30 protein-coding genes and 3 pseudogenes are annotated in these 26,548 nt (G+C 70.6%); 16 read left to right on the top strand and 17 right to left on the bottom strand.

Going from position 1 to position 26,548, the window contains the following annotated elements; translation table 11 throughout:
• Window positions 1-120 precede the first annotated feature (120 nt).
• From ACFUNE_RS05615 to ACFUNE_RS05600, 4 genes are all read left to right on the top strand, one after another.
• A complete protein-coding gene (locus ACFUNE_RS05615; protein ID WP_383562519.1) occupies window positions 121-1,164 on the top strand; it encodes a PLP-dependent cysteine synthase family protein in 1,044 nt (347 codons plus the stop codon).
• Between the two features lie 69 nt (window positions 1,165-1,233).
• Window positions 1,234-1,827 carry a GNAT family N-acetyltransferase gene (locus tag ACFUNE_RS05610; RefSeq protein ID WP_383562517.1) on the top strand — a complete coding sequence of 198 codons (594 nt, stop codon included), beginning with the start codon at window positions 1,234-1,236 and terminating at the stop codon, window positions 1,825-1,827.
• A gap of 137 nt (window positions 1,828-1,964) precedes the next feature.
• A complete protein-coding gene (locus ACFUNE_RS05605) occupies window positions 1,965-2,402 on the top strand; it encodes a glutaredoxin domain-containing protein (RefSeq protein ID WP_383562515.1) in 438 nt (145 codons plus the stop codon).
• Window positions 2,403-2,495: 93 nt separating this feature from the next.
• Entirely contained in the window at window positions 2,496-2,855 is a 360-nt protein-coding gene (locus ACFUNE_RS05600) for a DUF6204 family protein (RefSeq protein ID WP_383562513.1), read from the top strand.
• A gap of 114 nt (window positions 2,856-2,969) precedes the next feature.
• On the opposite strand, the gene ACFUNE_RS05595 is transcribed toward ACFUNE_RS05600, so the two are convergent.
• Entirely contained in the window at window positions 2,970-4,079 is a 1,110-nt protein-coding gene (locus ACFUNE_RS05595; RefSeq protein ID WP_383562511.1) for an AI-2E family transporter, read from the bottom strand.
• A 159-nt stretch (window positions 4,080-4,238) separates the two neighbouring features.
• On the opposite strand from ACFUNE_RS05595, the gene ACFUNE_RS05590 reads away from it, so the two are divergent.
• A complete protein-coding gene (locus tag ACFUNE_RS05590; protein ID WP_383562509.1) occupies window positions 4,239-4,598 on the top strand; it encodes a hypothetical protein in 360 nt (119 codons plus the stop codon).
• Between the two features lie 5 nt (window positions 4,599-4,603).
• Window positions 4,604-4,933 (top strand): DUF6233 domain-containing protein, encoded by a 330-nt coding sequence (locus ACFUNE_RS05585; protein ID WP_383562507.1) that lies wholly within the window; start codon window positions 4,604-4,606, stop codon window positions 4,931-4,933.
• 123 nt (window positions 4,934-5,056) lie between these two features.
• Here the strand turns inward: ACFUNE_RS05585 and ACFUNE_RS05580 are convergent, their stop codons facing one another.
• From ACFUNE_RS05580 to ACFUNE_RS05565, 4 genes are all read right to left on the bottom strand, one after another.
• Window positions 5,057-5,614 carry a transglycosylase SLT domain-containing protein gene (locus ACFUNE_RS05580; RefSeq protein WP_383563046.1) on the bottom strand — a complete coding sequence of 186 codons (558 nt, stop codon included), beginning with the start codon at window positions 5,612-5,614 and terminating at the stop codon, window positions 5,057-5,059.
• 373 nt (window positions 5,615-5,987) lie between these two features.
• The gene (locus ACFUNE_RS05575) at window positions 5,988-7,199 is read right to left on the bottom strand and encodes a sensor histidine kinase (protein ID WP_383562505.1); all 1,212 of its coding nucleotides are present in this window, start codon (window positions 7,197-7,199) and stop codon (window positions 5,988-5,990) included.
• A gap of 31 nt (window positions 7,200-7,230) precedes the next feature.
• Entirely contained in the window at window positions 7,231-8,040 is an 810-nt protein-coding gene (locus ACFUNE_RS05570; RefSeq protein WP_383562503.1) for an ABC transporter permease, read from the bottom strand.
• Window positions 8,037-8,177 (bottom strand): hypothetical protein, encoded by a 141-nt coding sequence (locus ACFUNE_RS05565; RefSeq protein ID WP_383562501.1) that lies wholly within the window; start codon window positions 8,175-8,177, stop codon window positions 8,037-8,039. The genes ACFUNE_RS05570 and ACFUNE_RS05565 overlap by 4 nt, the downstream gene beginning before the upstream one ends.
• 321 nt (window positions 8,178-8,498) lie before the next feature.
• On the opposite strand from ACFUNE_RS05565, the pseudogene ACFUNE_RS05560 reads away from it, so the two are divergent.
• A pseudogene (locus ACFUNE_RS05560) lies at window positions 8,499-8,720 on the top strand (alpha/beta fold hydrolase); the annotation flags it as partial.
• A 234-nt stretch (window positions 8,721-8,954) separates the two neighbouring features.
• Here ACFUNE_RS05560 and ACFUNE_RS05555 read toward each other — a convergent pair.
• From ACFUNE_RS05555 to ACFUNE_RS05540, 4 genes are all read right to left on the bottom strand, one after another.
• Window positions 8,955-9,593: a LysE family translocator gene (locus ACFUNE_RS05555; RefSeq protein WP_383562499.1), complete on the bottom strand. Its 639-nt coding sequence runs from the start codon at window positions 9,591-9,593 to the stop codon at window positions 8,955-8,957.
• A gap of 167 nt (window positions 9,594-9,760) precedes the next feature.
• Window positions 9,761-10,906, bottom strand: a complete 1,146-nt coding sequence (locus ACFUNE_RS05550; RefSeq protein WP_383563043.1) for an RNA polymerase sigma factor — start codon at window positions 10,904-10,906, stop codon at window positions 9,761-9,763.
• 8 nt (window positions 10,907-10,914) lie between these two features.
• Window positions 10,915-11,322 carry a YciI family protein gene (locus ACFUNE_RS05545; RefSeq protein WP_383562497.1) on the bottom strand — a complete coding sequence of 136 codons (408 nt, stop codon included), beginning with the start codon at window positions 11,320-11,322 and terminating at the stop codon, window positions 10,915-10,917.
• A 358-nt stretch (window positions 11,323-11,680) separates the two neighbouring features.
• Entirely contained in the window at window positions 11,681-12,421 is a 741-nt protein-coding gene (locus ACFUNE_RS05540; RefSeq protein ID WP_383562496.1) for a class I SAM-dependent methyltransferase, read from the bottom strand.
• Window positions 12,422-12,674: 253 nt separating this feature from the next.
• On the opposite strand from ACFUNE_RS05540, the gene ACFUNE_RS05535 reads away from it, so the two are divergent.
• A complete protein-coding gene (locus ACFUNE_RS05535; RefSeq protein ID WP_383562494.1) occupies window positions 12,675-13,301 on the top strand; it encodes an SMI1/KNR4 family protein in 627 nt (208 codons plus the stop codon).
• A 16-nt stretch (window positions 13,302-13,317) separates the two neighbouring features.
• Here ACFUNE_RS05535 and ACFUNE_RS05530 read toward each other — a convergent pair.
• The 3 genes and pseudogenes from ACFUNE_RS05530 to ACFUNE_RS05520 form a co-directional block, all read right to left on the bottom strand.
• Window positions 13,318-13,485 (bottom strand): annotated as a pseudogene (locus ACFUNE_RS05530) (transposase); the annotation flags it as partial.
• A gap of 108 nt (window positions 13,486-13,593) precedes the next feature.
• Window positions 13,594-14,376 carry a phosphodiesterase gene (locus ACFUNE_RS05525; RefSeq protein WP_383562492.1) on the bottom strand — a complete coding sequence of 261 codons (783 nt, stop codon included), beginning with the start codon at window positions 14,374-14,376 and terminating at the stop codon, window positions 13,594-13,596.
• A 230-nt stretch (window positions 14,377-14,606) separates the two neighbouring features.
• Window positions 14,607-15,725, bottom strand: a complete 1,119-nt coding sequence (locus tag ACFUNE_RS05520) for an FAD-dependent oxidoreductase (protein WP_383562490.1) — start codon at window positions 15,723-15,725, stop codon at window positions 14,607-14,609.
• Between the two features lie 53 nt (window positions 15,726-15,778).
• Here ACFUNE_RS05520 and ACFUNE_RS05515 point away from each other — a divergent pair, with 53 nt between their 5' ends.
• The 4 genes from ACFUNE_RS05515 to ACFUNE_RS05500 all read left to right on the top strand — a co-directional run bounded on the left by ACFUNE_RS05515 (window position 15,779) and on the right by ACFUNE_RS05500 (window position 19,201).
• Window positions 15,779-16,471: a TetR/AcrR family transcriptional regulator gene (locus ACFUNE_RS05515; RefSeq protein ID WP_383562488.1), complete on the top strand. Its 693-nt coding sequence runs from the start codon at window positions 15,779-15,781 to the stop codon at window positions 16,469-16,471.
• A 358-nt stretch (window positions 16,472-16,829) separates the two neighbouring features.
• Window positions 16,830-17,279, top strand: a complete 450-nt coding sequence (locus ACFUNE_RS05510; RefSeq protein ID WP_383562487.1) for a universal stress protein — start codon at window positions 16,830-16,832, stop codon at window positions 17,277-17,279.
• Complete coding sequence (locus ACFUNE_RS05505; protein WP_383562484.1) at window positions 17,276-18,367, top strand: adenylate/guanylate cyclase domain-containing protein; 1,092 nt, start codon at window positions 17,276-17,278, stop codon at window positions 18,365-18,367. The genes ACFUNE_RS05510 and ACFUNE_RS05505 overlap by 4 nt, the downstream gene beginning before the upstream one ends.
• Before the next feature lie 189 nt (window positions 18,368-18,556).
• A complete protein-coding gene (locus ACFUNE_RS05500) occupies window positions 18,557-19,201 on the top strand; it encodes a dihydrofolate reductase family protein (protein ID WP_383562482.1) in 645 nt (214 codons plus the stop codon).
• Window positions 19,202-19,366: 165 nt separating this feature from the next.
• On the opposite strand, the gene ACFUNE_RS05495 is transcribed toward ACFUNE_RS05500, so the two are convergent.
• Entirely contained in the window at window positions 19,367-19,981 is a 615-nt protein-coding gene (locus tag ACFUNE_RS05495) for a TetR family transcriptional regulator (RefSeq protein WP_383562480.1), read from the bottom strand.
• 359 nt (window positions 19,982-20,340) lie between these two features.
• Between ACFUNE_RS05495 and ACFUNE_RS05490 the strand changes: the two genes are divergently transcribed.
• Window positions 20,341-21,186, top strand: coding sequence for an SGNH/GDSL hydrolase family protein (locus tag ACFUNE_RS05490; protein ID WP_383562478.1), 846 nt, complete (start codon window positions 20,341-20,343; stop codon window positions 21,184-21,186).
• A 109-nt stretch (window positions 21,187-21,295) separates the two neighbouring features.
• Here ACFUNE_RS05490 and ACFUNE_RS05485 read toward each other — a convergent pair whose 3' ends face one another.
• Entirely contained in the window at window positions 21,296-22,063 is a 768-nt protein-coding gene (locus tag ACFUNE_RS05485) for a methyltransferase domain-containing protein (protein WP_383562476.1), read from the bottom strand.
• A 92-nt stretch (window positions 22,064-22,155) separates the two neighbouring features.
• Between ACFUNE_RS05485 and ACFUNE_RS05480 the strand changes: the two genes are divergently transcribed.
• The gene (locus ACFUNE_RS05480; protein WP_383562474.1) at window positions 22,156-22,725 is read left to right on the top strand and encodes a winged helix-turn-helix transcriptional regulator; all 570 of its coding nucleotides are present in this window, start codon (window positions 22,156-22,158) and stop codon (window positions 22,723-22,725) included.
• A gap of 239 nt (window positions 22,726-22,964) precedes the next feature.
• Here ACFUNE_RS05480 and ACFUNE_RS05475 read toward each other — a convergent pair whose 3' ends face one another.
• Window positions 22,965-23,276 (bottom strand): hypothetical protein, encoded by a 312-nt coding sequence (locus ACFUNE_RS05475; RefSeq protein ID WP_383562472.1) that lies wholly within the window; start codon window positions 23,274-23,276, stop codon window positions 22,965-22,967.
• Between the two features lie 140 nt (window positions 23,277-23,416).
• Window positions 23,417-23,872 carry a nuclear transport factor 2 family protein gene (locus ACFUNE_RS05470; RefSeq protein ID WP_383562470.1) on the bottom strand — a complete coding sequence of 152 codons (456 nt, stop codon included), beginning with the start codon at window positions 23,870-23,872 and terminating at the stop codon, window positions 23,417-23,419.
• Window positions 23,873-24,107: 235 nt separating this feature from the next.
• Between ACFUNE_RS05470 and ACFUNE_RS05465 the strand changes: the two genes are divergently transcribed.
• Window positions 24,108-24,737, top strand: coding sequence for a class I SAM-dependent methyltransferase (locus tag ACFUNE_RS05465; protein ID WP_383562468.1), 630 nt, complete (start codon window positions 24,108-24,110; stop codon window positions 24,735-24,737).
• A 94-nt stretch (window positions 24,738-24,831) separates the two neighbouring features.
• Window positions 24,832-25,203: pseudogene (locus ACFUNE_RS05460) on the top strand (transposase); the annotation flags it as partial.
• Between the two features lie 51 nt (window positions 25,204-25,254).
• Here the strand turns inward: ACFUNE_RS05460 and ACFUNE_RS05455 are convergent.
• On the bottom strand, window positions 25,255-26,400 hold the full coding sequence (locus tag ACFUNE_RS05455; RefSeq protein ID WP_383562466.1) for a helix-turn-helix domain-containing protein: 1,146 nt from the start codon (window positions 26,398-26,400) through the stop codon (window positions 25,255-25,257).
• Window positions 26,401-26,548 lie beyond the last annotated feature (148 nt).

The raw sequence follows: 26,548 nt of genomic DNA, 5'->3' as shown, positions 1-26,548 counted from the left end.
GTGGATCACCGTGCGACCTGGCCGCGCCGCCGCTTCGTCCCCCACCTGACCGCTGTGAGCTGTCGGCGGCCGCCCGGCCGCCGACCCGGATACGCCGGACTCGACGTAGGGAGCACTGCATTGGACGTCCACGGGTCTTTGACCGAGGTGGTCGGCAACACCCCGCTGGTGAGGCTCAACCGGGTCACCGGCGGAGCCCCCGCACCTGTCTACGCGAAACTGGAATACGTCAATCCAGGTGGCAGCGTGAAGGACCGCATCGCCCTCGCGATGGTCGAGGCGGCCGAGGACGCCGGGCTGCTGCTGCCGGGCGGCACCATCGTGGAGGGCACGTCGGGCAACACCGGAGTCGGCCTGGCCATGGTCGCCGCACAGCGCGGCTACCGTTGCGTCTTCGCGATCCCGGACAAGAGCAGTGCGGAGAAGATCGCCGTGCTGCGCGCCTACGGTGCCGAGGTCATCGTCTGCCCGAGCGATATTCCGCGCGAACACCCCCGCCACGTGCACTCCGTGGCGGCCCGTACAGCCGCGGGGACGCCGGGCGGCTGGCTGGCCGACCAGTACGACAACCCGGCCAATCCGCGGGCCCACTACCGGACCACCGGGCCGGAGGTCTGGCGGCAGACCGACGGAAGGGTCACCCACCTGGTGTCGGGCATCGGCACCGGCGGCACCATCACCGGGACCGGGGAATACCTCAAGGAGGTGAGCGGCGGCCGGGTGACCGTCGTCGGCGCCGACCCGGAGGCCTCGCTCTACTCCGGCGGTGACGGGAGCCCGTACCAGGTCGAGAGCATCGGCAGGTACCGCCACCCAGAGACGGTGGACGACACCTGGCCGCAGTCCTACCACCCGGAGGTCGTGGACCGGTTCGAGCGGATCAGCGACCGTGACTCCCTGCTGACCGCACGGCGTCTGGCCAGGGAGGAGGGGCTGCTGGTCGGCGGGTCCGGGGGCACCGCGGTGGCCGCCGCACTGCGGGTGGCGGCCGGTCTGGGTCCGGACGACCTCGTGGTGGTCCTGCTGCCGGATTCCGGCCGCAACTATCTCTCCAAGGTCTTCGACGACGACTGGCTCCGCCGACTCGGCCTCCTGGACGGCGCGGCTCCGGCTGAACTCTCCCACCGGACCGACGCCACCACACCGCCGGACGTGCGCCGGTGACGGCGTCGCTCCGCACCGCACCGCTCTGCACCACCGCATCGCATCACACCGCATGAGAGGCATCCCATCGTGACCGTCTCCCGTCCCCGGGCGACCCTCTTCCCGCATCCGCGCGGGAGCGCCGCTCCGGACCGCTCGGACCGGACCGTGAGCGCCGTCCGGCCCGGCGCCACGACCGGTGAGGACGACCCCGTGAGGTGGCTCGCCACCAGCTGGGACCACCTCGACGCGCTGGCCCTGCGCACCCGGATGGACACCGAGTTGCGCCCCCGCTACGCACCCTTCGACGCCCAGCGTGCCGGTCGCCGTCCCGGGCCGCCGACCGCCGGGGAGATCGTCGTCACCTGGGTCGCCTACGAGGGCCGGGAGCCGTTGGCGACGGCCTCCCTTCGGATGCTCCACGAGGATGACGCCACGGTCCGGTACGAGGTCAAACGCGTCTACGTGCACGACGAGCACCGCGGGCGCGGCCTGGCGAGGGCCGCGCTCGACGCCGTGGAGAACAGTGCCCGGGCACTCGGCGTGGCCCGGCTGTCCCTGCAGACCGGAAAGCTGCAGCCGGAGGCGATGGGACTCTACGAACGGCAGGGCTGGCACCGCATCGCGTGCTACCCGCCCTACGACACCGACCCGTTCAGCGTCTGCTACGGCAAGAGCATGTGAACGCCCGGCCGCACGCACGGACTTGCCCGCGACCATCCTCCGGAGCGCGGCGGGGCCTGCCCCGCTGTCCGATGCGCTCCCGCGCCGCCCACCCGGCCTCGAACGGCCGACCCCGGCCACCGGTAGCATGCGGCCTCATGATGCGCGCCTGGATCTCGCCGGTACTGCTCGTGGCCTGCGGCGCACTCGCCGCCACCTCGCTTCTCGCCAAGGGGCTGCCCCGCACCGCCGTCGCGCTCCTGCTGCTCTTCGTCCTGCTCGCAGGGCTCTACTCGCCGCTGATGTTCCCACGGCCGGTCGGTGCCGCGGAAGCGCAACGCCGCAGCGCGGCCGACGGCCGGCCGATCGTCTACTGGCGCACGGGCTGCGCGTACTGCCTGCGCCTCCGGCTCCGACTGGGCCGCAACGCCGGCCGGCTCCACTGGGTCGACATCTGGCGCGACACGGACGGCGCGGCAGTGGTGAGGGCGGCCAACGACGGCAACGAGACAGTGCCGACCGTCGTGGTGTCGGGCCGGCCCCACGTCAACCCCGATCCCGAATGGGTGCGCGCACAGCTCTCGCCGCCGGCGTGACCGCGCGCGGCTGAGGCGGAGCGGCCCGCCTCCGGGCCGCGCGTCGCGGAAACCCGGTGGATTCCTGCCGGGGCCGCTGGCTAGGGTCCGGGGATGAGTACGCGTACTTTCCGTATCACTGTCCGCGGTGTTTTCGACGGGCTCACCACAGACCAGCGCGCAGGGCTCCTGGCCCGGGCCTCGGAGCACGATGTGCTGCACGCCGCGTTCACCCCTGAAGGCCACCTCAGCTACGACATCGCCGCACGGTCCGCGTTCACCTTCCGCTTCCAGGACTCCGGCGAGGAGGAGGAAGACATCCTCGAGGCGACCGAGCGAGCCGAGGAGGCGGCGAAGACATGGCTGGCACAACACCGCTACGGCTACAAGAATCTCCGGTCCCAGGCCGAGGACCTCTCCCAGGCGCCTCTGGGTAAACGGCAGCGTCGTGCTGCCGCGCAGAAGAACGCCTGAGCACCGAGGGCGGTGTCCTCGACCACGCCGCCCGGTGCACGACGCCCGTCCGTGATCTGCCGGTTCCACGGCAGATCACGGACGGGCCCTTCCTGAGCCCCGAGCGGTGCGCCGTCACACGGCGACGCGCGTGCTCTCCGGCTCCGGGTCCGGCTCCGCGTCCGGCTCGCTGAGCTGCTCGCGCAGATAGTTCCAGACCACCGCGATCAGCGCCGCGGCCGGCACGGCGAGGAGGCTGCCCACGATTCCGGCGAGGCTGCCGCCCAGCGTCACCGCGAGCAGGACCACCGCGGCATGCAGGCCGAGCCCTCGGCTCTGGATCATGGGCTGGAACACGTTGCCCTCGAGCTGCTGCACCACGACGATGATCGCCAGCACGATCAGCGCGTCGGTCGGCCCGTTCGACACCAGGGCGATGAGGACGGCAACGAAGCCGGCGAAGAGGGCTCCGACGATCGGCACGAAAGCGGACACGAACGTCAGGACCGCCAGAGGCAGCACCAGCGGTACCCCCACGATCCACAATCCGACGCCGATGAGGACGGCGTCGAGCATGCCGACGTACGCCTGGGAACGCACGAACTCGCCCAGTGTCGCCCAGCCACGCGCGGCTACCGCCGGAACATCGGTGGCCAGTCGTCCGGGCAGCTGCCGTGCGAGCCAGGGCAGGAACCGGGGCCCGTCCTTGAGCATGAAGAACATCAGGAAGACCGCCAGGACCGCGGTGACCACACCGTTGACCACCGTGCTCACTCCCGTGACGACGGTGGTGACCATGCTGCCGATGCTGTCCTGGATACGGGCGGTCGCGGAATCGAACGCCCCGGTGATCTGGTCGTCACCGATGTTGAGCGGCGGCCCCGAGGCCCATTCGCGCAGCTTCTGGATGCCTTCGACCACGCCGTCGGTCAGCTCACCCGACTGAGAGGCGACCGGGACCGCGATCAGCGCTACGACTCCCCCGGCGACCAGGAGGAACACCACGGTCACCACCGAGGCCGCGAGAGCCGGGGGCCACCCCCGCCCCCGCAGGTAGCGGGCCGAGGGCCACGTCAGGGTGGTGAGCAGCAAGCCGACCACGAGCGGCCAGACGACCGACCACATGCGGCCAAGAAGCCAGATTGCGGTCGCGACCATGACAAGTACGAGAAGCAGCTCGACCGAGACGCGCGCCGAGGTGCGGAGAGCGGCCCGGGTCTTGATGGAGCTCAGCGTGACAGACATGCGATCACCCTATTGGCCGATGCCTTCTTCGCGGACAGCCCCTCCGGAGCCGCTGGTTCCGATCTGCCCCCGAGGGGAGTCGTGCGCCGTTCGGGTGGGGCGCGCCCCGGCGTCGGCGCGCCCTCGCGCCAGCTATTCGAACAGACGTACCATTCACGGGTGACCACGTACGACTTTCCTCAGGACCTGCGCGACGCCCAGCTCGCCCTGCACCAGACCCGCGCCGCCTACGAGCAGTACGCCCGGACCCTGCCGTGGTCGGCCGAGCCCATGCCCGGGTGGGAAGGGGACAAGCACCTGCACAGCGACTACCGGTCCTCCAAGCCCGACAGCCCCGGCTACACCGAGGACCAGCACCGGGAGATCGCCGCGTACCGGACCCGCTTCCTCGAACTGAGCATCGTGGTGTCGACCCATCCGTTCTGGGCGACGCTGGAGCGGGGTGCGGTGGTCGCGGGGCGCATGGCGCTCAAGCACACCCACGAGGCCGTGGCCGCGGCGGCCGACGAGACGGTCTGAGTCCGGTGTCGGATCCCGGCGGGATATCGCGGCTCGAGAAGTGGCGGGCCACGCGGGAGTACCTCGCGTGGCAGCTGAGGTGCGCGGACCAGAAGGTCCGGGAGCTCGAGACCCAGGAGAAGCTGGACAGACGCCGACGGGAGCAGGCGCGGGCCGAGCAGGCGTGGAAGATACAGCCGCAGCGCTCCAGCGGCAGTGCGCTGCTGCACCGGGGGTCGTGCACCCTGTACAGGAACGATTTCGGATACATCAGCCGCCGGGACGCGCTCGTCGCACTGGCCGAGCCGGGCATCGAGGCGTGCGAGATCTGCACGCCGCAGACGGGGCTGCGGTAGGTGGGCGGCATCCGGACATGGCGAAGCCCCGGCCGGTCAGGAGACCGGCCGGGGCGGTGGGCGCGCGCGGGAGGCGCCGAGCCCCCGGGAGGGGCATGGTCGCGCCTGCGCCGCCATCAGTGATCAGTAGGCGGAGTCGACGTTGTCGATGGAGCCGTACTTGTCGGCGGCGTAGTTGGCGGCCGCGGTGATGTTGGCGACCGGGTCGGTCACCTTCTTCGGCGTGCCGGAGACGTGGTAGGCGTCGAACGTCGGCTGGATCATCTGCAGCAGGCCCTTGGAAGGCGTGCCGTTCTGCGCGTTGATGTCCCAGCCGTTGGACGCGTGGGGGTCGCCGCCGGACTCACGCAGGATGTTGCGGTGCAGGCCCTCGTAGCTGCCCGGGATCCCCTTGTCCTTCATGATCTTGAGTGACTCGCGGATCCAGCCGTCGAGGTTGTCCGGGTCGGAGGCGGCCTTGTCGGCCTTCTTCGCGAGGGCGTGAGCCTGCGCGGACACTCCGGCTGCCGAGACCCCGGCCGTGGACACACCCTGCGAGGCCGGCTCGGCAGCGTGCGCCGGGGACGGAGCGAGGGTCAGGGCCGCTGCTGCGGCTCCGGCGGCGCAGAGACCGGAGACCGAGAACCTGCGGATCCGGGCGGCGCGGGTGACGGGGGCCAGGGTCTGAGCGGACGTACGGATAGAACACTCTCCTTGCGACGATGTCAGGGATGCCACGGGGCCGGCGGCTGAGCGGACGTGTGCGGCGGGGCCCGTACGTGATGTGCGGGGCGGGGCCCGTACGCAGGAACGTGCGGCACTCGACCGGTTCGCGACCTCGGCTCCGGGGCGTCGCTCCATGGTCAGCGGCACGCCGGCGAGAGGGCAACGACCCCTGTTACTACGCGTCTACGTAGAGCCGGGCCGGGAGGCCGGTCGATGCGCTCGATCATCGCGGGCCTGTCCGGCCGGTCCTACTACCGCGCCTCGTATGTGACCTGCGACCTATGGGCGGGCTCACAACCACGGGCCGGTTCCGGGCCGCCGGCAATGGGGCGGGGCCTGGCCGTACAGGTCATTCGGCTTGCTCCCACGGAATGTGTGCGGTGAGGCGGAAGATCCCGCCGGGCCGCTGTTCGGTGGTCAGCGTGCCGCCGAGTGCGGTCAGGCGCTCCCGCAGCCCGGTCAGGCCGGTGCCCGCGCCGGGTGGCGCATCCGCCGAGCCGTCGTTCTCCATCACCAGCAGGGCCGAGGCCGGACCCGCGGTGCTCAGCGACACGGTGCAGCGGGAAGCGCCCTGCGCGTGGCGCAGCACGTTCGTCGTCGCCTCACGGACCACCCACCCGATGGCTGCCTGCACGTCGGAGGGGAGGCGGGCCGCCGGTCCGTACTCGATGCGGCACTCGATGCCCGCGGCCTCCAGGACGGAGCGCGCCCCGGCGAGTTCGGTGTGCAGATCGGCGCTGCGGTACCCCCGGACCACCGACCGGATCTCCCGCTGGGACTCCTGGGCGATCCGCTGCACCTCCTCCATGTGCTCGACCGCCTCGGGACGGCCGCGCCGGGCCAGTCGTGCCGCGAGTTCACTCGTGAACGCCACGACCGCAAGGTTGCGGCCCAGTACGTCGTGCAGGTCACGGCCGAAGCGCAGCCGTTCCTCGGCCACGGCGAGCCGTGCCTGTGTCTCACGCGCGGCGACCAGTTCCTCGACCAGCCGGACGCCCCAGCCGGTGGCCCGGAAGGCGGCGCCCAGGAACGGGACGAGCAGCGCGGTGCCGCTGATGACGACGGCCAGGGGCGAGCCGCTCAGACCTGCCGCGACAGCCCCTGCCAGGGCCCCGGTCGTGACGGCCGCCACGAGGACGGCACCCACCCGGGGCGGCAGTGCCAGGACGGTCGGCCCGGAGTAGAACATCAGCAACCACAGCAGGCAGGAGGACAGTTCGCGGTCGTCGATGCGGCCGGCCGACAGCAGCACGCACCCCAGCGCGGCGATGGCCACGGTCACGGCCGCGTACAGCACCACGAGCCGGCCCGGCCGTGGTCCGTCGGCGAGGTAGTGGCGCAGGGCCGCACGGCTGAGGAACATCTGGATCACGGCGTGCGCCACGCCGAGTACGGCGACCGACGCCCGGGTGGCCGCGGCGGCATCCGTCGTCGCCGCCCAGAGCGTCCAGAGCCCCACCTCGCAGACGGGGAAGAAACCGACGCTCGCGAGTGCGGAGCGGCGGTACCGGCGGAGGCCGTCCGGGCCGCCGAGCCGCTCCACCCAGTCGTTGACGCTCATGGTCTCGGCTCTCCCGTCCTGGACCGTGTGCTCAATGGCGCGGGCCCCAGCGGAACCACTGCCGCACACCGAGCGCCGCCACACCTGTCCAGGCCAGAGCGGCGACCGACAGGCGGCCCTGGTCGATGACGCCGAGGTCTCCGGTCCAGGCTCCCCGCAGGAGATCCATCACCGGTGAGAAGGGTAGCCAGGTGCTGATGTCGGCGACCGCGCCGGGCAGTACCTCACGCGGTACGAACATCCCGGAGCCGGCCATGCTCAGCAGCCAGAACGGCAGGAACGTCAGCTGCGCGCTCTCTGCCGTCCGGGTGACGGCTGCGGTCAGCGCCCCCGCGGCCACGAGCAGGGCCACGCCGGCCAGCAGCCCGAGGAGCACCAGGTGGGGCGCGGCGGGCGCGGGAGCGTCCAGGGCCACGGTGAGGCCGATGATCAGCAGCACGCACTGCACCAGCGCCAGCAGCAGCGCGGGGAGCGCTCCTCCGGCGAAGATCTCCCAGTCCCGCACCTCGCCCGTACGCAGCCGCACGAGCACGAGGCTCTCCCGCCGGGTGACGTACACACCGACGAGATTCGCGTAGACGGAGAAGATCAACGCCAGTCCCAGCGAGCCGGGCAGCAGGACGGTGGCCATCGACAGGCCGGTGCCGCCCAGATCCAGGCTCTTGACCATGCCCCGCATCGAGAAGGCCGTGACGGCCGGCACGAGGAGCGCGGTGATCAGCGCTGCCCTGCTGCGCATCAGCAGAGTCAGCTCCGCCCGGCCGAGCGCGGCCAGCCGGGCCGCGGTACCGCTCCGCGCGGGCACGACGGCGTCCGGTCGTGCCACTCCTGCGGTCGTCATCGTGTCTCCCCGCTCTCCAGGCCCTTGGCGATCTCTCCGGGAACCGCCTGCCGCTCCCGCGGTTCCACCAGTTCCGGCGTGGCGGTCTTCCCGGCGCCGTCGGTTCCGAGCAGGGCGGACGGCTCTGCGCGAGCCACGGAGCGATCGGCTCCGCGCACGGCGTCGAACCCCCGACGACTCCGCCTCAGCCGGACGCGTTCGATGATTGCGTTCATGCCTTCCAGGCTCCCGGCGACGCGAGCCGGGTGGCAGTGCGGTCTGTCATCGGTTCACATGACATCTCTCATACGCGGGTACGGCCTCGGACTCCGCTGCGCGAACGGCGCCACGCGTGCCCGTGGCCCTTCTTCCCTTCGCAGGCGCCCGCGCCCTCAGGCCCCGACGCAGGCGCGTATCGACTGTGGACCGGGGCGGCGCGTGACGGCCGACCGGGGACCGGAACGAGGATCACCGGCCTGATGCCGACCGGCGAGGGAAACACGGCCGCCGTGGTGCTCGTGCACGGCCTGTACCACCGCCCCGAGCACTTCTCCGTCGTGGCGGAGCAGTTGCGTGCCGCAGGAACCGAGGTGCTCGTCCCCGCGCTCCACCGGGGCTCGTTGTCCGCCGACACAGCGGCGGTCCAGGCTGCCGTCGACAGTCTGCCGGAGCCTCCCGTCCTGCTCGGTCACTCCTACGGCACTCTCCGTTCGCAGGACAGCCCCTTCTCCTCGTGGAACTCCTGCGCGAGCTGCTCGCCGCACCCGCCTCATGAGGGGGTTCGACGCTATCCCAACCGCCCCTCGACGGCGTTCACGACGTCGGGGACAGGGCCGGGCACGGACTCCGTCCGCACGGCGTGCCGCTGGCTGAAGCGGGCCGCCCCCAGCGACTGCGGCATGCCCGCGTGAACGGCTGCCCGACCGGTGCTGCGCTCAGTCCTTGCGACCGGTCGTCGCGATGGTAAGGCCGAGGCCGATCATCGTGATTCCGCCGACGCCTCCGACCAGGGAGAGCCGCTGGGGCGAGCGTGCGAACCACTCCCGGCCGGTGGACGCCAACAGCCCCCAGACACTGTCGCAGGCGAGAGCGATGACGTTGAAGACCAGCCCGAGCAGCAGCATCTGGGCGACGACGTGTCCTTGGCTGCGGTCGACGAACTGGGGCAGCACTGCTGCGAAGAACACGATGGTCTTGGGGTTGGCCACGCCGACCGTGAACCCCTCCGACAAGGTGCGCAGATCTCCCCGCGCTGCCGTGTCACCGGTGAAGGCGGCCCGCAGCGAGCCACGTTGACGCCACGCCTTGACCCCGAGGTGGACCAGGTAGGCGGCACCGGCCAGCTTCAACACCGTGAAGATCAGGACGGAACGCTCCACGACCGACCCGACCCCGAGAGCCACGGCCACGATGAGCACGTAGGAACCGAGCGTGTTCCCCGCGACCGTGGTCAGAGCAGCGCGTCGCCCCTGCGCCAACGCCCTCCCGATCACGAACAGCACGCTGGGCCCGGGAATCACGATCAGCAGGAACGACACAGCCGCGAAGGCGAGCAAGCGCTCGGCAGACACCATGGCGCTCATGTAAGCACGACCGGGATCACCCTCTCACTCCCTTTTTCCTCCCCCCTGGAGAACGGGGGCCCGGTCGCAGAGCTGGGCCCGGGTTTCGTTTGGGGCCGGGGTGCACGTCTCCCGGGTTACGAGCCGACTCGGGCGCGCTGCCGGAGGACGGCCGCCCGTCAGCCCTCCCGGCGGGCGTTCAGCCGGGCGGCCTGGCGTGTGAGGTGGTCTCGCTCGGAGAGGTTGGGTGCGGCATGGGCAGCCTCGGCGTAGAGGCGTGCCGCCGTCGCCAGATCGCCGTCGCGCTCGTGGAGATAGGCCGCCACCGCTGTGTGCCGGGGCAGTGAGTCGTGCAGCGCGGCAAGCGCCGCCAGGCCGGCACGCGGCCCGTCCGCCTCGCCGACGGCCACCGCACGGTTGAGGCGGACGACCGGGCTGTCGGTCAGGCGAGCGAGCTCGTCGTACCACTCGACGATCTGCACCCAGTCGGTCTCCTCGGCGGTGGGCGCGTCGGCGTGGAGTGCCGCGACGGCGGCCTGCGCCTGGAACTCGCCCAGCCGGTCGCGGGCAAGGGCCGCCTGAAGGATCTCCACGCCCTCGGCGATCGACTCGGTGTCCCACCGGCCCCGGTCCTGCGCAGCGAGCGGCACCAGGCTGCCGTCGGGCGCGGTCCGGGACGCGCGCCGGGCATGGTGGAGCAGCATGAGTGCGAGCAGCCCCGCCACTTCGGGATGGTCGACCCGGGCCGCGAGCTGCCGGGTGAGCCGGATGGCCTCGGCGGCGAGGTCGACGTCTCCGGAGTAGCCCTCGTTGAAGACCAGGTAGAGGACGCGCAGCACCGTGGCGACATCGCCGGGCTGCTCGAACCGCACGTCGCGGACGGTGCGCTTGGCCCGGCTGACGCGCTGTGCCATCGTCGCCTCGGGCACCAGGTAGGCCTGGGCGATCTGCCGGGTGGTCAGCCCACCGACGGCACGCAGCGTGAGCGCGACGGCGGACGACGTGGTCAGCGACGGGTGGGCGCACAGGAAGTAGAGCTGGAGTGTGTCGTCCACCGCCGGCGCGTGCCCGGGTGCGGGCTCCTCGTTGACCCGGTCCTCACGCCGGCGGCGAGCGGCATCCGAGCGGGTGGCGTCGAGGAACTTGCGCCAGGCCGCGGTGACCAGCCAGCCCTTCGCGTCCCGCGGAGGGTCGGCCGGCCAGACGCGGACCGCCTCGACCAGTGCGTCCTGTACGGCGTCCTCGGCCGCCGCGAAGTCGGCTCCGCGGCGGACGAGGATCCCGAGCACGCTCGGGGTGAGGCTCCGGATCAGGGCCTCGTTCATCGGAGAGGTCATTCCGTGATGGTGGGCGGCTCGGTCAGGAACGGGCGCAGCTCGAGCCACTCGTGGATCGGATCGCCGCCTGCCCCGGGGGCGGCCGAAAGCTCCCCGGCCAGCTCGACGGCGCGCTCGTAGCTGTCGACGTCGAGCACCATCCAGCCTGCGATGAGGTCCTTGGTCTCGGCGAACGGTCCGTCGGTGACCGCCGGGCGCCCCTCGCCGTCGTACCGGACCCACGCCCCCTCGGGTGCGAGCGCCTGGCCGTCGACGAATTCGCCGGACGCCCTGAGCCGGTCCGCGAAGTCGTTCATGTACCGCATGTGCGCCGAGATCTCCTCCGGCGTCCACTTCGCCATCGGTACGTCGTTGACCGCCGCCGGAGCGCCGCGGTAGTGCTTCAGAAGCAGGTACTTGGCCATCGTGGTTCTCCTCGGTGCTGGTGCGACCCTTTCGGTCGCGTTCACCCCTGGGACGGAGCCGGTCGTGGGTTCTCGACATCGCCGCACGAAATTTATTCTGGCTCGTGGAGAACGTGCGTGCAGGAGGTTCCTGGCACGCATGCCCCGGGGTCGTGACCGACCGGCCGTCCGAGTGTGCCGAATGCAGCCGGGCACACGCCGGACCCCACGCCGCAGGGCGACCGTGCCTCACGCCTCCTCGCGGCAGAGCTCCCCCGAGCCGGATCGCGGCCCGTGGCCCGCCGCTCGGGGCGGGGCGCTCGGGGCGGGGCGCTCGGGGCGGGGCGCTCGGGGCGGGGCGCTCGGGGGGCGCTCGGGGTCAGGCGCGGCAGCGCAGCATCGTCAGAGGAGGGTTGGCGGCGTAGTCGTCCCAGAACTCCTTCCCGTACTCGCGGATGCCTGCGGCGGAGACTTCCAGCGGAACCCATGCGATCTCGTTGAATCCGGCAGCCCGCAGGCATTTCTCGTAGACGTCGCGGCTGGGCGGCGTCGCCACGAACGAGATCGGCGGGTCGAGGAGAGCGGTGATCCTGACGCGCGGCCCGATCATCGTCTCCTCTCCGAGCGACTCGCACAGGAAGCCGTACTTGGCCAGGGACGCCTCGCCGAAGCGGAAGTCCGGATTCTGCACGAACGCGAAGAACTCGGCCCCGCCCGCGATGCTGCGGTGGATGTGGCGGCACATCCGCTCGATGGTGGCGACGTCCTCGGCGTAGTTGAACAGCTGGACCGCGACCGCGAGGTCGAAGCGCCGCTCGAAGGCGCGCAGCTCGGCGACATCGCCGACCTCGTAGCGCACACCCAGCGGGTCACGCTCCTCCAGGGCCCGGGCGGCGTCGACCATCACGGAGGAGATGTCGACGCCGAGGACGCGGGATGCGCCCCTGCGCTTGAATTCACGGCTGTAGAAACCGGTTCCGGAAGCAAGGTCGAGGACCGACCTGCCGTTCACGTCGCCGACGAGGGCGAGGAGACCCGGCACCTCCGCGTAGCGCGCGAGAGGAAGGGTCTTGAAGCCCTCGAACGCCTCGCCGATCTCGTCGTACAGCTGACCGCTCATTGCGCTGGTCCCCCTTCTGTCGTGGGGCCGGTCGTCCGGACAGACCCGCGCCCCTCGCGGGAAGTCTCCCTCTCACCGGCCGGAGCGTCGTATTGGCAGAAGGTCCGAATATGCTGTGCCCGTGCTGTGTCGTGGTCGCTTCCAGGCCGGACCGGATCCGGAGCTCGCCCTAGGCAGTGTCGTCGAATGCCGCGTCCGCCCTCGCACGCGGTGCGTTCGGCAGCCATCGGCATTGTCATAGCCACCTGGCACCATGATCGGCATGAGTGAGACAACTGAGCCTGAAGAGAATGAAGTTGCCGGTGTTCTGGCCACGCCGGAGGAGTGGCGTGTCTTTCTCGAGCGATACGGCGAGCTGTATGTGAAGGCCCGTGCCGACGGTGAAGAGTTGGTCGATCTGCTGGATGACGATCAGCTGGAGGTTCTGGATCGAGGGGGGCGGGTTGAGCTGTGGTTGGGTGAAGCCCCTGCTCGGGAGGAAGCTCTGGTGGCATCCGAGGAGCGGCTCGGAGTGCGGTTCCCACCGAGTCTGCGGGGATTCTTCCTGGCGAGCGACGGATGGACGCGCCTGGACGCCTGGGTGGACGGTGTCCATTCCTGCGGTTGCGTCTTGTGGATGCGGGACAGCGAGGCCGGCAGACGCGTGACTGATACCTACGACTCGATACCCGGCAATGAGGACGATGTTCAGTTGTTTCGCCGGTCCATCGAGATCGCCCGGGGAGAGGACTTCTGGTTGCTCGATCCGACCGACGTCGGGCCGGACGGCGAGTGGGCCGCCTACGAGTTCGCACCGAAGTACGGCAACCCGACGAAGTACCCCAGCTTCTCCGCGTTGATCCGCTCCGGGTACGAGAGCATGGAGGAGGACGAGGACTGAGTTGGTTCGTCAGCCTTCACGCCCGCATCAGGAGTGATGCGAGGGTGACGGCCGCTTCGTAGGACTGGGCGGTCTTGTCATAGCGGGTAGCGATGCCGAGCCACTGCTTCAGACGGTTGAAGCACCGTTCCACGACGTTGCGGTGCTTGTGGACCTCACGGTCGCAGGTCGGCGGGCGGCCACCGCGATTCGGGCAGCAACGGCCAGACGAACTCCCACTCGGCATCCGGCAGTTCATGGCGACATATCACGGCACCATGATCCACCGGCGATGATCATTTGACGACACTGCCTAGTAGCCGGCGATCGGTGCGGCGGCGTGGCTGACAGGAACGGTGTGCGTGACCCACGCGGCGCCTGCGAGAAGGTGCAGCAGGAAGGACGTGGGTTCCGGGGCATAGTCGGGGACGCCCTCGCCCAAGGCCAGGCCGCTCTGGAGGTGGGTGCTCGGCGCGATGGCGAGGGTACTGCCCGCGAAGGGGGCGGTGACGGGGCGGTGGACGTGGCCTGCCAGAACGCGGGCGACCTGAGGGTGACGGGCGATCACCTCGGCCAGGGAGTCGCCGTCCGACAGTCGCATCCCGTCCAGGAAGGGGATGCCGATCGGTATCGGTGGATGATGCAGGCAGACCAGCGCGGGAATGTGAGGTCTACGCCCGAGCGCCTCGTCGAGCCATGTCAGTTGGGAGGCCCCGAGGCGGCCGCCGGCGGCGCCGGGCACCTTGGAGTCCAGAACGACGATGGTCAACGCGGGATGCTCGACCACGTAGTGCGCCTGGCCGGCACCGCCGAGGAGGCCAGTGCCGCCGAACGCGTCCAATAGCGCTTCGGATTCGTCGTGGTTGCCCGCCACCAGGTACAACGGCAGTGGGAAGTTCCCGATGACCTCCCGCAGCACGCTGTACTCGTCCGGTCGGCCTCGGTCGACCAGGTCTCCGGTGATCACCACGCAGTCCGGCAGCCGGTCGAGGGTGAGAACGCGGCTGAGTGCCCGTCTCAGCCCTGCCGCTGGTGCACTCGCCAGCACGCCGGTCGTCATGTGCGGATCACTGAGGTGCGCAACGGAAAGGGCCATGGCGTCATCCTCCCGCCGCGACTGCGAACGACACCGGATCACGCTGACGGCGAACGGCCCAGTCCCGACTCCGGCGTCACCGCACGGGCCGGCAGGGCGCCGAGCGCTGCCTCCGATGGAGGCTTCGCGCGTTCCTCCGGAGATGGTTCTGCCGGAAGGACCGCGGCGGTGCCGTACTGCCCCGTGAGGCGGTGGCGCGCTGCGTACCGGTGCTGCCGCGCTGCCGGCGGTCAGGACGGCTGGACTTCGTCGAAGAGGGCAAGGGCTTCGGTGGGATCCGGGCTCACGAGTCGTTCCAGACCGGCCGTGGTGATCTTCGCCCACCTGCCGGCCCGTGCCCACATCCGTTCTTCGAAGACGCGCACGGTCTCGTCCAGATCTCCGGAGCCCGTGGCGATGGACTCGGCGAGTTCGGCGCCTTCCAGCATCGCGAGGTTCGCGCCCGCTCCCAGCGGGGGCATCAGATGGGCGGCGTCGCCCAGCAGAGTCACCCCGGGGACATGGGTCCATGTGTGGGATACGGGCAAGACGTGCAGCGGGCGGTGGGCGAAGGCGGTGCCGCGCCGGAGGAGGTCGAGGACGGGAGCCGCCCAGCCGTCGAACAGAGCCAGCAGCCTCGACCGCACGGCCTCGGCGTCGGTCAGGTCCAGGCTCGCGGGCCAGTCCAGCGGCGCGCGGAACTGTGCGTACACCTTGACCTGGCCGCCGCTGCCGCGCTGGGCGACGAGGGCCCGGTTCGCGCCGTACACAGCCACGGAACCGTCGCCGACCAACCGGGCGAGGTCGGGGTGGCGGGTGTCGACGTCGTCCAGGGAGGTCTCGACAAAGGTGACGCCGGTGTAGTGCGGCGTCACCGACGAGACCGCCGGGCGGGTCCGGGACCAGGCGCCGTCCGCGCCCACCACGAGGTCGAAAGTCTCCTCTCGTCCGTCCTCGAACGTGACCAGAACGCCGTCCCGGCCCCCCGGTACCACCTGCGTCACGCCCTGCCCCCACCGTACGGAGAGGCGGCCGAGCAGCAGGTCCCGAAGTTGCCCGCGGTCGATCTCGGGGTTGGCCCGGTCGCCGGGGCGGGGTTGCCAGTCGCGCAGGACGGTCCCGGCCGTGTCCAGGATGCGCATGGCCTGGCCCTCGGGACGAGACAGCGCCTGGAACTCCGCCAGCAGCCCCGCCTTGTCCAGCGCGAGCTGCCCCAGCCCTTCGTGCAGGTCCAGCGTGCCTCCCGGAGGGCGCGCGTCGGGGGCGGGATCGCGTTCGAGGACGACGACGGGGCGACCATGGCGGTGCATGACGCGTGCGAAGGCGAGGCCGGCGGGGCCGCCCCCGACCACAGCGATTCGTTGTCTCATGTCGATACACTGTATTGCTCCGATACGGCGCATCGCAACAGTACGATGTGACCATGACTGTGTGGGACCGGCCCGAGCCGCCGACTCGCCCCGTACCGCTCGACCGGGAGCGGATCGTCGCCGCCGCCATCGCGCTGGCCGACGAGGGCGGGCTGGAAGCGGTGTCGTTGCGCAAGGTGGCCGCCCGGCTGGACGCCGGCCCGATGCGGCTGTACGGATACATCTCCACGAAGGAGGAGTTGTTCGACCTCATGATGGACGAGGTCCACGCCGAGGTGCTCCCCGAGGAGCAGTCGGATGACTGGCGGGAGGCGCTGCGCGCCCTCGCCCACCGCACCAGGCAGGCCGCCCTCCGTCACGAGTGGCTTGCCGACCTGCTGGGCGGCCGCCCGACCCTGGGCCCGAACGGCCTCGCCGTGACCGAGGCCACACTGGCCCCCCTCGACGGCCTCGCCGACATCGACACCGTGATGCGCGCCGTGGAGACTGTCAGCGCCTACTTCACCGGCGCGATCAGACGCGAGATCGCGAACGTGCGGGCCGAGCGCACCACGGGCCTGTCCAAGCACGAATGGCAGCGCGCCTCCGGCCGGCGCGTGACGGACATGCTGGCCACGGGCCGCTTCCCCGCGCTGGCCAAGGCCGTTCACGACGGCACGGACGTGGACGCCGAGACAACCTTCGCGACCGGCCTGGACTGGGTCCTGGATGCCGTGGCCGCCAAAATGGTCCGACCGCCGGTGTGACGCCCGGCTCGCGCCGAACGCGAGCAAGGTCCGAGCGGGTCCCCACAGGCAGTACGAGACGCGCCGCCACCATCAGCACCATGCCCGGGGAGCAGCACCGACCACAGCACAGTGGGGTACGGAGTGCCTCGACACCCTTGCGGAGTCGTGGGCGGCGCCCGGTCCCGACGGCTGGAGCCTCCCCGGCGCGTACCGCAACTCGCCACTCCTCGCGACCCAGCTCGCCCCGGCGCGCCCGCCGACTCGGACGCGTATCCAACATCGCTTCCACCGACGGAACCCCAGCCCTCTTGCCCGGCGAGCCGACCGCACCTTATCTTACCCGGGAGTAAGTTTACTTCCTGGTAAGGAGAGTGACTTGATCGCCTACCGGACAGTCATGGTCGGCACGGACGGCTCGGAGTCGTCCTTCGCAGCGGTCGAGGGGGCGGCCAGGCTCGCCGCCGTCTGCAAGGCCGAACTCGTGATCGCCTGTGCGTATCTGCCGATGCGCGGACCAGAACTCGCCCTGGCACAAGATCAGTTAGGTGCCGAGGCGTATCAGGTGGTGGGCTCGGCACCCGCCGAGGACACCTTGCGGACCGCCAGGGACCGGGCCCGCGCGCAGGGTGCGGTGAACGTCCGGTCGGTCGCGGTGCAGGACGAACCGGTCCCCGCACTCGCACGGATCGCCCGCGAGTGCTCGGCCGATCTCCTGGTCGTCGGGAACCGGGGACTGCGCTCGCTCGCCGGACGCATCCTCGGCTCCGTCCCCGCGGACATCGCGAGGAAGGCAGACCTCGACGTGCTGATCGTGCACACCACATGAGTGCGGCAGGACCGGCCGAGGAACCGACGGACCCGTCCGGCGCCGATGATCCGAGCCGGACCGTCGAAGAGGTACTGCTCGGTGGCGGCCGTATCTGGACGAGGCAGGACATCGCCGAGCGCTCCGGCGTCGGGCCCGAGCGCACCGCGCAGATCTGGCGTGCGCTCGGCTTCCCTCTGACCGACGACGGCGCGAGGGTGTTCACCGACGCCGACGTCGAGGCGCTGCGGGCGGGGGAACGGCTGATCGCCGCCGGCCTCATCACCGAGGAGAGCGAGACGATGATGGCGCGCGCCCTCGGGCACCACCTGTCCCGCCTCGCCGAATGGCAGGTGCACACGCTCTGGGCCTGGATGAACCACGACCCGGCCGCTCTCCCGGACGACAGGACGTTGATGGCGCACGCCGCGGCCCTCCTTCCCGAGATCGAGCTCCTGCACCAGCATGTCTGGCGTCGGCATCTCGCGGCGTCCGCAGGACGGGTGCTCGCCGAGACGCAGGAGGACGTGCTCGTCGGGCGGGGGCCAGGGAAGGACGGCACGGGAGAGGCGGTGTCGCCCCGTGAAGGTGCCGACGTCCGCGACCGAGCTGTGGGATTCACGGACATGGTCGGCTACACGCGGATGACCCGCGGACTGGGCAGTGCAGAACTCGTCGAGGTGCTGGACCGGTTCGAGAGCCTGACCGGTGATGTGGTCGCCGAGGGCCGGGGCCGCGTGGTGAAGACCATCGGCGACGAGGTGCTCTTCGTGTGCGAGTCCGCACAGGCGGCCGCAGACATCGCCCTGGAACTCACCGCCCGCGCCCGGACGGAAGGCAGGCTGCCCCAACTGCGGACGGGCCTGGCCCACGGCGCCGTCCTCAGCCGCTTCGGCGACGTCTACGGAGCGGCGGTGAACATCGCTGCCCGGCTCACCGCGGTGGCCCGCCCCGACACCGTCCTGGTGAACACGGCGCTGGCCGGCGAACTGGCCGGCTCGGAGGCGTACGAACTCAAGGTGCTCCGCACCGTATCGGTGCGCGGGTACAGCAGACTGCGACCGGTGCTGCTGCGGTCGACGCGGCCCGCCAAGGCCTCGAAACGCTAGCTCTTCATGTCGCGGGTCGCCGATTCGGCTGGAGATCGAGGTCGGGCAGTGTCCGGTACGGAGAAGTCGTCGCCCTGTGCGTGGCTGCGGGAGCTCGATGAGAACTGCACGATGCGGCGATGAGCTTTCCCGGCCCGGCCGGTCTACCGTTCGTCAGGTGATCGGAAAGCGCGAAGCAGGAGGAGCGGTATGAGCCAGTTGCTGCGGGTCCAGAACTTCACCGTCTCGAGCGACGGGTTCGGCGCCGGCGAGGGCCAGAGCCTCGAGAAGCCGTTCGGCCATGCCGATCCGGGGAGTCTGCTCGCCTGGGCCTTTGCCACCGACCACCCACCCATCGACCGCTCCGAACCCGGTGGCCGCGGTCTGGACGACTACTTCACGCGGGACTACGCCCGCAACATCGGCGCCGAGATCATGGGCCGCAACAAGTTCGGGCCGCAGCGCGGGCCCTGGCAGGACCACGAGTGGCAGGGATGGTGGGGTGACGAACCCCCCTTCCACACACCGGTGTTCGTCATGACACACCACAAACGCCCGTCGTTCACGCTCTCCGACACCACGTTCCACTTCGTCGACGGCGACCCGGCAGCGGTGCTCGCCCAGGCGAAGGAGGCGGCGCAGGGCCAGGACGTCCGGCTTGGCGGTGGGGCCACGGTCATCCGGCAGTTTCTCGAGGCCGACCTCCTCGACACCCTGCATGTGGCGGTCGCGCCGACGAAGCTCGGCTCCGGGGCCCGGCTGTGGGAGTCCCCCGATGAGCTGCTCGACCGGTTCCACCAGGACGTCGTGCCCAGCCCGAGCGGCGTGACGCACCACCTGTTCTGGCGGAAGTAAGGCAGGACCAGCCGGCCGGCGCGGGCTCCGTCACCGGCGCCCGCGGCTTGGCCGCTGCCCAGCGGCGTCCTGGCCCCGCATTCCGTAGGTCGCTGCGGGCGCTGTTCAGGTCTGCTGCCGGCATGGACGTCCCGCTTCGAGCCCCCGTCACAGCCGCATGCCCGATCACCCCGCCCCACTCGCCTCATTCGTCTCACTCGTCTCATTCGTCAAGGAGACAGGTTCCGTACGGGGGGGCGTCAGGAGATGCTGGACCAGTGCGCCGTAGCGGGTGACGAGGGTGGGGCGATCGGTGTCGAGCAAGGTCTCGTCCCGTGCCACCCACAAGGAGTAGAGCAATCCAGCCGCGATCGACGCCGCCATGCGCGCCCGGAGGTCGGCGTCGGGTCCTGACAGGCGTGCGCGCAGTGGTTCGATCAGGACTCTCTCGTGAGTGTCCTTGAGCCGTCGCAGGATCTCCGGCTCGTTGCTGCCGCGCACCAGGGCGAGGAACACACCCCTGGCGCTGCCGTCGAAGCCGATCACGAGGTCGATGAGGCGCTCGCCGAGCACCTCCACGGGGACGTCGAGGAGCGGCTCGTCGTCGATGGTCAGGTGCATCGTCTCCAGGAACAGCAGTTCCTTGTTCTTGAAGTGACGGATCACTAGAGCCGGGTCGGCCCGGGCTGCCGCGCCGATCTGACGGACGGTCGTCCCGGCGTATCCCTGCTCCTGGAACAGCCGGGTGGCGGCCGCGTGGATGGCCTCGCGCGTCGTGGTTGCTGTTCCGGGCTGCGCCATGCGCCCCAGAGTAGGGCCCGACAGCTGCAGCGGCGTGGGCGGGATCCGGTGAGGTACGGGATACACAGGCTGCGAGGTTCGGAAGGAAGAGTCCGCGTCCGAGATCCGGGAAAGTTGTGTCAACTTTGTTGACGCCGCCGCGGAGGTGGCCCACATTACCTAGGGGTAGCACTGGGCGGTAACCGCACCCGCCACGTTCGGAGTTACCGACGCGCGCACACCGCCGACCACCCCACCGGCGCCGGGCGCCACCCAGTTCGAGCCGCTCCTTCACCCGCGGACCGGCCACCGCGAGGCGGCCCGCAATCCCCCACACCGCTCCCGAGAAGAGAGAGCACATGACCAGAACCCGTAATGTCATGTCAGCGTCAGCACTGGCCTGCGCCTTGGCCCTCACGACTGCCGGAACCACCAGCGCGCACGCCTCGGCACCACTGGACTACGTCGCCCTGGGTGACAGCTACAGCGCCGGCTCGGGTGTCCTGCCCGTGGACCTGTCCAACCTGCTCTGCCTTCGCTCCACCGCGAACTACCCCCACGTCATCGCCTCCTCGACGGGCGCCCACCTCAAGGACGTGACCTGCGGCGCCGCCCAGACCAAGGACTTCACCCAGTCCCAGTACCCGGGGGTGGCCCCGCAGGCCGACGCCCTCGGCGCGGACACCGACCTGGTGACGTTCACGATGGGCGGGAACGACAACAGCACCTTCATCAACGCCCTGCTCGCGTGTGGCACCGCCGGTGTCCTCAGCGGCGGAAAGGGCAGCCCCTGCAAGGACAAGAACGGCGCGTCCTTCGACGCCCAGATCGACGCGAACACCTACCCCGCCCTGAAGTCCGCTCTGCAGACCCTCCGCACCAAGGCACCCAACGCCCGCATCGCCGCCCTGGGATACCCCTGGATCACGCCGGCGACCGCGGACCCGTCCTGTTTCGCGAAGCTGCCGATCGCCTCCGGCGACGTGCCCTACCTGCGGGCCATCCAGGCCCACCTCAACGCCGTCGTCAAACGCGCCGCCGAGGAGACCGGTGCGACCTACGTGGACTTCGCCCAGGCCTCCGAGGGCCACGACGCCTGCAAGGCCTCCGGAACGCGATGGATCGAGCCGCTCCTGTTCGGGAAGAACATCGTCCCCGTCCACCCCAACGCCCTGGGAGAGCGGCGCATGGCCGAACGCGCGATGACCGTCCTCGGACTGGACTGACCGCGCTCCGCCCGCCCCCGGGCGAACGCAGGGAACGGGACGCGCCTGGGGCGGACCGGGATCGGCCCGCCCTCGGCCGACATGGCGCCTTCGAGGCCGGAAGCCCCGCTCAGGTCCGGCGGACCGCGTACCCCAGGTACGTCACCATCGGCCTGCCCTCCGGCTCGAGCACCATGTCGACCAGCGCCGGCAACTGCTCGTCGGTGAGCGTGCCGCGCCTGCGCCCGCGCGTCGCGCGCATCAGACTCCGCACGTCGCGCGGCTTGAATGCCGCAAGACCCCTCGCGGAGAGTCCCGCCCGGTCCAGGGCCTCAGCCAGCTCCGCCGGGCGCCGCAGGCGGTGTGCGGCGTAGCGGCCGTGCGGCATGATCCGCGTCCCCGGGAAGAGCTGGAAGGCACCGAGATAGACGAGACGGGAGACGGGGGTGCGGTTCACCGTGTCGTAGACGAGGACTCCACCGGGGCGCAGCGCACGCGCCGCCTCCGCGAGGACCGCGTCCGGCCGTTCGGTGATCTCCAGGGTGTCGGCGCAGTAGACGAGGTCGAAGGAGCCTTCCGGAAGGTGGAGTTCCTCCGCACGCGTCGTCAGGTAGGTGATGCCGAGGCCGCCGTCCGCCTCTTGGGCGAGGGCCGTCGCGGCCGGCGACGGGTCCGCGGCGACGACCTCGAACCCGAGCCGGGCGAGACCGTGCGCCAGCAGACCGCGTCCGCTGCCGACGACGAGCGCCCGGCCGCCGGCCGAGGCGAGGCCCAGCTCCCGAAGCACGTTCCGCAGGTACTCCAGTCGTACGGACTGGAAGGTCACGGCCCGGATGTGCCGACCGTCGACGACCGCGGGCCCGGCCGAGTCGAGTGCGATGCGCGGGACGGAGGTCATGGCAGTTCCCTCGGCATTCCGGAGAAGGTTCCCTGAGTAAACCTAGCATCGACAGGTTCCTTGAGGGAACCATGGATCGATACGATGAGACAGTGACCCGCACCCCTCTCTCGGACGTCGCCTGCTCGATCGCCCGCGCCACCGACCTGTTCGGCGACGCCTGGACAGCCCTGATCATGCGCGACGTCCTCCTCGGCATCCGCCGCTTCGGCGAACTGGCGGAAGACCTCGGCCTGTCGCGCAAGGTCCTCGCCGCGCGACTGGCCCGGCTTGTCGAGGAAGACGTACTGACACGCGTGCAGTACCAGGACGTCCCGCCACGCGAGGAGTACGTGGCCACGCAGAAGGGCCGCGAGCTCTATCCCGTCCTGCTGACGCTGATGGCATGGGGCGACAAGTGGTACGCCGGACCCGCGGGGCCTCCCGCCAGGATCCTCCACGACGCCTGCGGGCACCTCGCAACGCCGGTCGTGGCGTGCGACGCCTGCCAGGAGCCACTCACGGTGGCCGACACCACCCAACTGCCCGGCCCCGGGGGGCGGGCAGGTCCGGGCACGCGACTTCTCGGGCCACTCGTCGCCGCGCGGGAGGCCCAGGCGGAGTCGGAGACGGAGGCGGACCAGGACGGCGGTCAGGAACCCACCCGATCCGCTCTCTCCTGATCGTGCCACTCACGACCCGGGCGCGGCGCCACCCGGCCGGCATCAGTTCGTGATCGCGTCCTGCGGTGGTCCCTGAATCCGGGAAACCACCGCAGCTGTCCCCGAGCGACGCGACCGACCGGCCGACCGCCGACCCCTCACGGGCGGGTGGATCCACAGCGCGCGCAGGTCCGACACCTGAACGCGATCGCATCGATCACCTTCCGGCGATCCACTGGACGAGTCGGCGTTGTTCCATGTCAGACCAGCTTGAAGCCGCTCCGGAATACGCCACCGTACTGCCCGGGCGTCTCCCAGCAGGTGTAATGACGACCGGGAAGATCGGGCAGGGCGATCCCCAGCTGCTCCGCCAGTCCGGCGGCGCCGGTCCTGGATGTCCGAGAGGGGTCGTCCGCCGCTCGGCAGTGCGCAGTTGCGCCGCGCAGTTCGACCACCACGTGCTCAACGCGCCTGCCGGCGTCGACCTCGGGCCCCTCGTGGTTCTGCTCGTGCCGGGCATCCACCACTTGCCCGCAGAGTCCGCAGCGCAGGTTGTGCTGTGAGGTATCCACGGCAGGCATCGTACGGCCCCCTCGAACATGTGCTGCCACCAGCCGTTTCGGACGTCAGCAGGGGCACTCCAGGAACCGGCTCCAGGGACATCGGCTGTCCCGAGCCCGTAAGAACGGGGACCGGGCCGGGGAACCTCGGCTCACGGCTCGTCAGCCGGTTCGAGAATCTCGGCCGGTCCGGCGAAGGCCAGGAACAAGGAGCGGGAACCGAGGAGCCACAGGCCGTTGACCTTCAGAAAGGTGTCCTCGTAGTGGCCCACTTGAGTAGGAGGCCGTGCGGGCACGTAGCCGTTGCTGTAACCGTCGACGCGGTAGGTCGCGAAGTACGTGGTCGCCGTCGCAGTTGCCTCGGATGTGAGGGTCACCAGGATGTTCGTGCACATCCGGCGCGAGAGGCGATCCGCGGGACGACCGGCGAAATAGGACCGAAGTGCGTCACGGCCCTGGATCCGGCGGTCGCCTTCAGCCCACTCCCAGACTCCGTCATCCGAGAACAGCTCGGCCACCTCAGCCGGGTCGCCGAGGTCGAGCCTGTGGGCGAACTCGATGATCAGTCGCTCGTACGCTCGCTCCGCGACGAGACTCGGTGGGATCAAGGGCTTCAGTGGTGAACATCTTTGCTGTCTACCAGGGTGGCATAGGCCATCGCGACACCATTTCGACGCCCTCGAAATCTCACCTCCGCCCTGCTTCGGCCTGCCTCCGTGCCGGTGAACTCCATCGAGCGGAACGACCGGAACGACAGGCCCTGAGGTGCGCCGCCACCGACGAGGGACGGACGGACGGGGCAGGCGAACGGTCCCTCACGGAACGGATGTTAGCTTCTTCCCCGTGACGGGACACCAGGACGAGACCAAGGCGGCCTACGACGGAGTCGTCGAGCTCTACGCGTCGTTGTTCGCTGACCGACTGGAGACACAGCCGTTCGCGCGGTCCATGCTCGGCACCTTCGCCGAGTTGGTGCGCGGGACAGGGAACCGACGGGCAGCCGACGTCGGGTGCGGGCCCGGACATCTGACGGCCATGCTGAACGACTTGGGCCTGGACGCCTTCGGCCTCGACCTCTCGCCGGCCATGATCCGCCATGCACGGCAGGCGCATCCCGCGCTGCGGTTCGACGAGGCGCGAATGGAGTCCGTGCCGGTCGAGGACTGCTCGCTCGGCGGAGTGCTGGCCCACTACTCGATGATTCACACCCCGCCCGAGGAAGTGCCCGTGCTGCTCGCTGAGCAGGTCCGTGTCCTGGCGCCCGGCGGCCTGCTCCTGGTCTCGTTCTTCGGCACCGACGGACAGGAGCCGGTCCGCTTCGACCACAAGGTGACGCCCGCCTACAGCTGGCCGGTGGACCGGTTCGCCGAGTTGCTCACCGCGGCAGGGCTCACTCCGTTCGCCCGCCTGCTCCACGACCCGGCCTCCGAACGGGGCTTCCTCGACGCCCACCTTCTGGCCCGACGCCCGTAGTGCGCGTGTGGCCTCGGCTCACGACGGTCGGCCCAGCCGCGACTTGGCCTGCGGGCCAAGGGCGTGTCGCCAGGATCCGCCAACAGGTGCCGCCGCCGTCGGAATCTCCGGGGCCAACCCGCATGACAGCCAGGCCCTGAGCCCTCTCGTGAAGGGCATCCCGCCGGTCCGCTCGCGCCGTGGCCGACGGCGGCGCAAGCCTGGCAAGCTCCACGCCGACAAGGGCTACGACTACAACCACCTGCGACGATGGTTGCGCGGGCGAGGCATTACCCACCGCATCTCCCGCAAGGGAGTTGAGTCCTCACAACGCCTGGGCCACCACCGCTGGACCGTGGAACGCGCGATGGCATGGATCGCTGGATGCCGCCACCTTCACCGCCGCTACGAGCGCAAAGCCGACCACTTCCTGGGCCTCACCAGCATCGCCTGCACCCTCATCTGCTGCCGCAGACTCGCCAAATGAGATGGTCTCTAAGCGCTTGCTCAGCCTATGTCAGTCGAAGTTACTCATCGGTCACCCGGTCAGCCCAGAGTCCGAGTCTGTGATCCAGCGCCCTTCGGCGGAGTCGTGCACGTACGCCGGCCTCCCCCTGGTCCCGCTCGTGCGGAACGGCTTCCCGCCGTCCGTGATACGCACCGTCCCCGTACGGCCCCCGGCGCTCCACTCCAGCTCCAGGTACCAGCGGCAGTCGCATCCCGCCGTCCGCGCGGAGACCAGCAGCTCTTCGGGGTCGGAGGAGGTGACCTTGTACGGGAAGGAGACGGCCGGGATCTTCCGGACCTCGGCGCCGGAGGCGTCAAGGCCGTCGACAGGCCTCGCGAGCGGGCGCGGCCGGTCGAGGTCCACGGCGAAGTGGCGCGGGGTGACGGCACCGCCACAGCCGTTGTCCATCCGGTACGCGTTCCACGGCAGCGGCGCGGCGCGGTCGACCACGCGCACGTGCAGGGCATGGAGGACGACCGCGTCGGACGGTGACCGGCCCTGGACCGTGATCCGCACCAGCGCCTCCCCGCCGTGCACGGCACCGTGCGTCCCGGCCCACGCCCCGGAGTCGGCCGCGACCGGCGGCGGGGCGACCGCGCGGGGGGCCCGGTCCACGAGGTAGGTGTGCCCGCAGCCGCCCTCCCAGAGCTGGGAACCGATGCTCCAGGTGAAGGGGAGGGGGGCCGCGGTCCGCCCCGGAGCGGTGGAAGCGTGAGCGGGGGCGGAAGCCGTACGGGTGGGGCGGCCGAGCAGGGTGGCGGCGAGGGCGAGCACGACGAGGGCGACGGCGGCGGCGACGAGGAGGGGAGCGGGGGCGCCACGGCGGGGGCGGGCGCGGGGCGCCTCCGGCGCGGACGGTTCCGGGTTCGATTCCGGCGCGGCCGACACGGCCGGCACAGGCGTGGGCGCGGGCGAGGCCGCTCGGCGGCGGGCGCGGTCCGCCTCCGTCCAGGCCGCCTCCAGGGCCCGCCGTTCCTCCTCGTCCGCCCCGCACAGCAGGGCGAGGCGGTCGACCACGGCGAACTCCTCCGGGACGGTCGCGCCCGAGCAGTAGCGGTGGAGGGTGGACGCGCTGACGCTCAGCCGCCGGCCCAGCGCCTCGTAACTCCTCCCGTCCCGCGCCTTCAGCGCGCGCACGAGCCCCGCGAACTCCTCGACGGCGGCGTCCTTCGGCATTCCATCCCCCTCGACCCTGCGTCCCATCCTTCACGTCCTTGCACGTCAGCGAGGGTGGAATGGTTCCGGGACGGCTGGTGGGCGCGTGATCGTTGCAGCCGACGGGCTCCGGCCCCACGCTGGTTGAGCACTGACCGAACGAACGACC

Source organism: Streptomyces sp. NPDC057287, from assembly GCF_042667905.1.
Lineage (GTDB): Bacteria > Actinomycetota > Actinomycetes > Streptomycetales > Streptomycetaceae > Streptomyces.
Note: the sequence above shows the minus strand (reverse complement) of the source record. Positions and strands in the feature narration are given on the sequence as shown.

Coding starts and splice junctions, on each gene's coding strand:
- ACFUNE_RS05605 (WP_383562515.1), top strand. CDS start 1,965: ATGATGCGCGCCTGGATCTCGCCGGTACTGCTCGTGGCCTGCGGCGCA.
- ACFUNE_RS05600 (WP_383562513.1), top strand. CDS start 2,496: ATGAGTACGCGTACTTTCCGTATCACTGTCCGCGGTGTTTTCGACGGG.
- ACFUNE_RS05595 (WP_383562511.1), bottom strand. CDS start 4,079: ATGTCTGTCACGCTGAGCTCCATCAAGACCCGGGCCGCTCTCCGCACC.
- ACFUNE_RS05575 (WP_383562505.1), bottom strand. CDS start 7,199: ATGAGCGTCAACGACTGGGTGGAGCGGCTCGGCGGCCCGGACGGCCTC.
- ACFUNE_RS05570 (WP_383562503.1), bottom strand. CDS start 8,040: ATGACGACCGCAGGAGTGGCACGACCGGACGCCGTCGTGCCCGCGCGG.
- ACFUNE_RS05555 (WP_383562499.1), bottom strand. CDS start 9,593: ATGGTGTCTGCCGAGCGCTTGCTCGCCTTCGCGGCTGTGTCGTTCCTG.
- ACFUNE_RS05550 (WP_383563043.1), bottom strand. CDS start 10,906: ATGAACGAGGCCCTGATCCGGAGCCTCACCCCGAGCGTGCTCGGGATC.
- ACFUNE_RS05545 (WP_383562497.1), bottom strand. CDS start 11,322: ATGGCCAAGTACCTGCTTCTGAAGCACTACCGCGGCGCTCCGGCGGCG.
- ACFUNE_RS05540 (WP_383562496.1), bottom strand. CDS start 12,421: ATGAGCGGTCAGCTGTACGACGAGATCGGCGAGGCGTTCGAGGGCTTC.
- ACFUNE_RS05535 (WP_383562494.1), top strand. CDS start 12,675: ATGATCGGCATGAGTGAGACAACTGAGCCTGAAGAGAATGAAGTTGCC.
- ACFUNE_RS05525 (WP_383562492.1), bottom strand. CDS start 14,376: ATGGCCCTTTCCGTTGCGCACCTCAGTGATCCGCACATGACGACCGGC.
- ACFUNE_RS05520 (WP_383562490.1), bottom strand. CDS start 15,725: ATGAGACAACGAATCGCTGTGGTCGGGGGCGGCCCCGCCGGCCTCGCC.
- ACFUNE_RS05515 (WP_383562488.1), top strand. CDS start 15,779: ATGACTGTGTGGGACCGGCCCGAGCCGCCGACTCGCCCCGTACCGCTC.
- ACFUNE_RS05505 (WP_383562484.1), top strand. CDS start 17,276: ATGAGTGCGGCAGGACCGGCCGAGGAACCGACGGACCCGTCCGGCGCC.
- ACFUNE_RS05500 (WP_383562482.1), top strand. CDS start 18,557: ATGAGCCAGTTGCTGCGGGTCCAGAACTTCACCGTCTCGAGCGACGGG.
- ACFUNE_RS05495 (WP_383562480.1), bottom strand. CDS start 19,981: ATGGCGCAGCCCGGAACAGCAACCACGACGCGCGAGGCCATCCACGCG.
- ACFUNE_RS05490 (WP_383562478.1), top strand. CDS start 20,341: ATGTCAGCGTCAGCACTGGCCTGCGCCTTGGCCCTCACGACTGCCGGA.
- ACFUNE_RS05485 (WP_383562476.1), bottom strand. CDS start 22,063: ATGACCTCCGTCCCGCGCATCGCACTCGACTCGGCCGGGCCCGCGGTC.
- ACFUNE_RS05455 (WP_383562466.1), bottom strand. CDS start 26,400: ATGCCGAAGGACGCCGCCGTCGAGGAGTTCGCGGGGCTCGTGCGCGCG.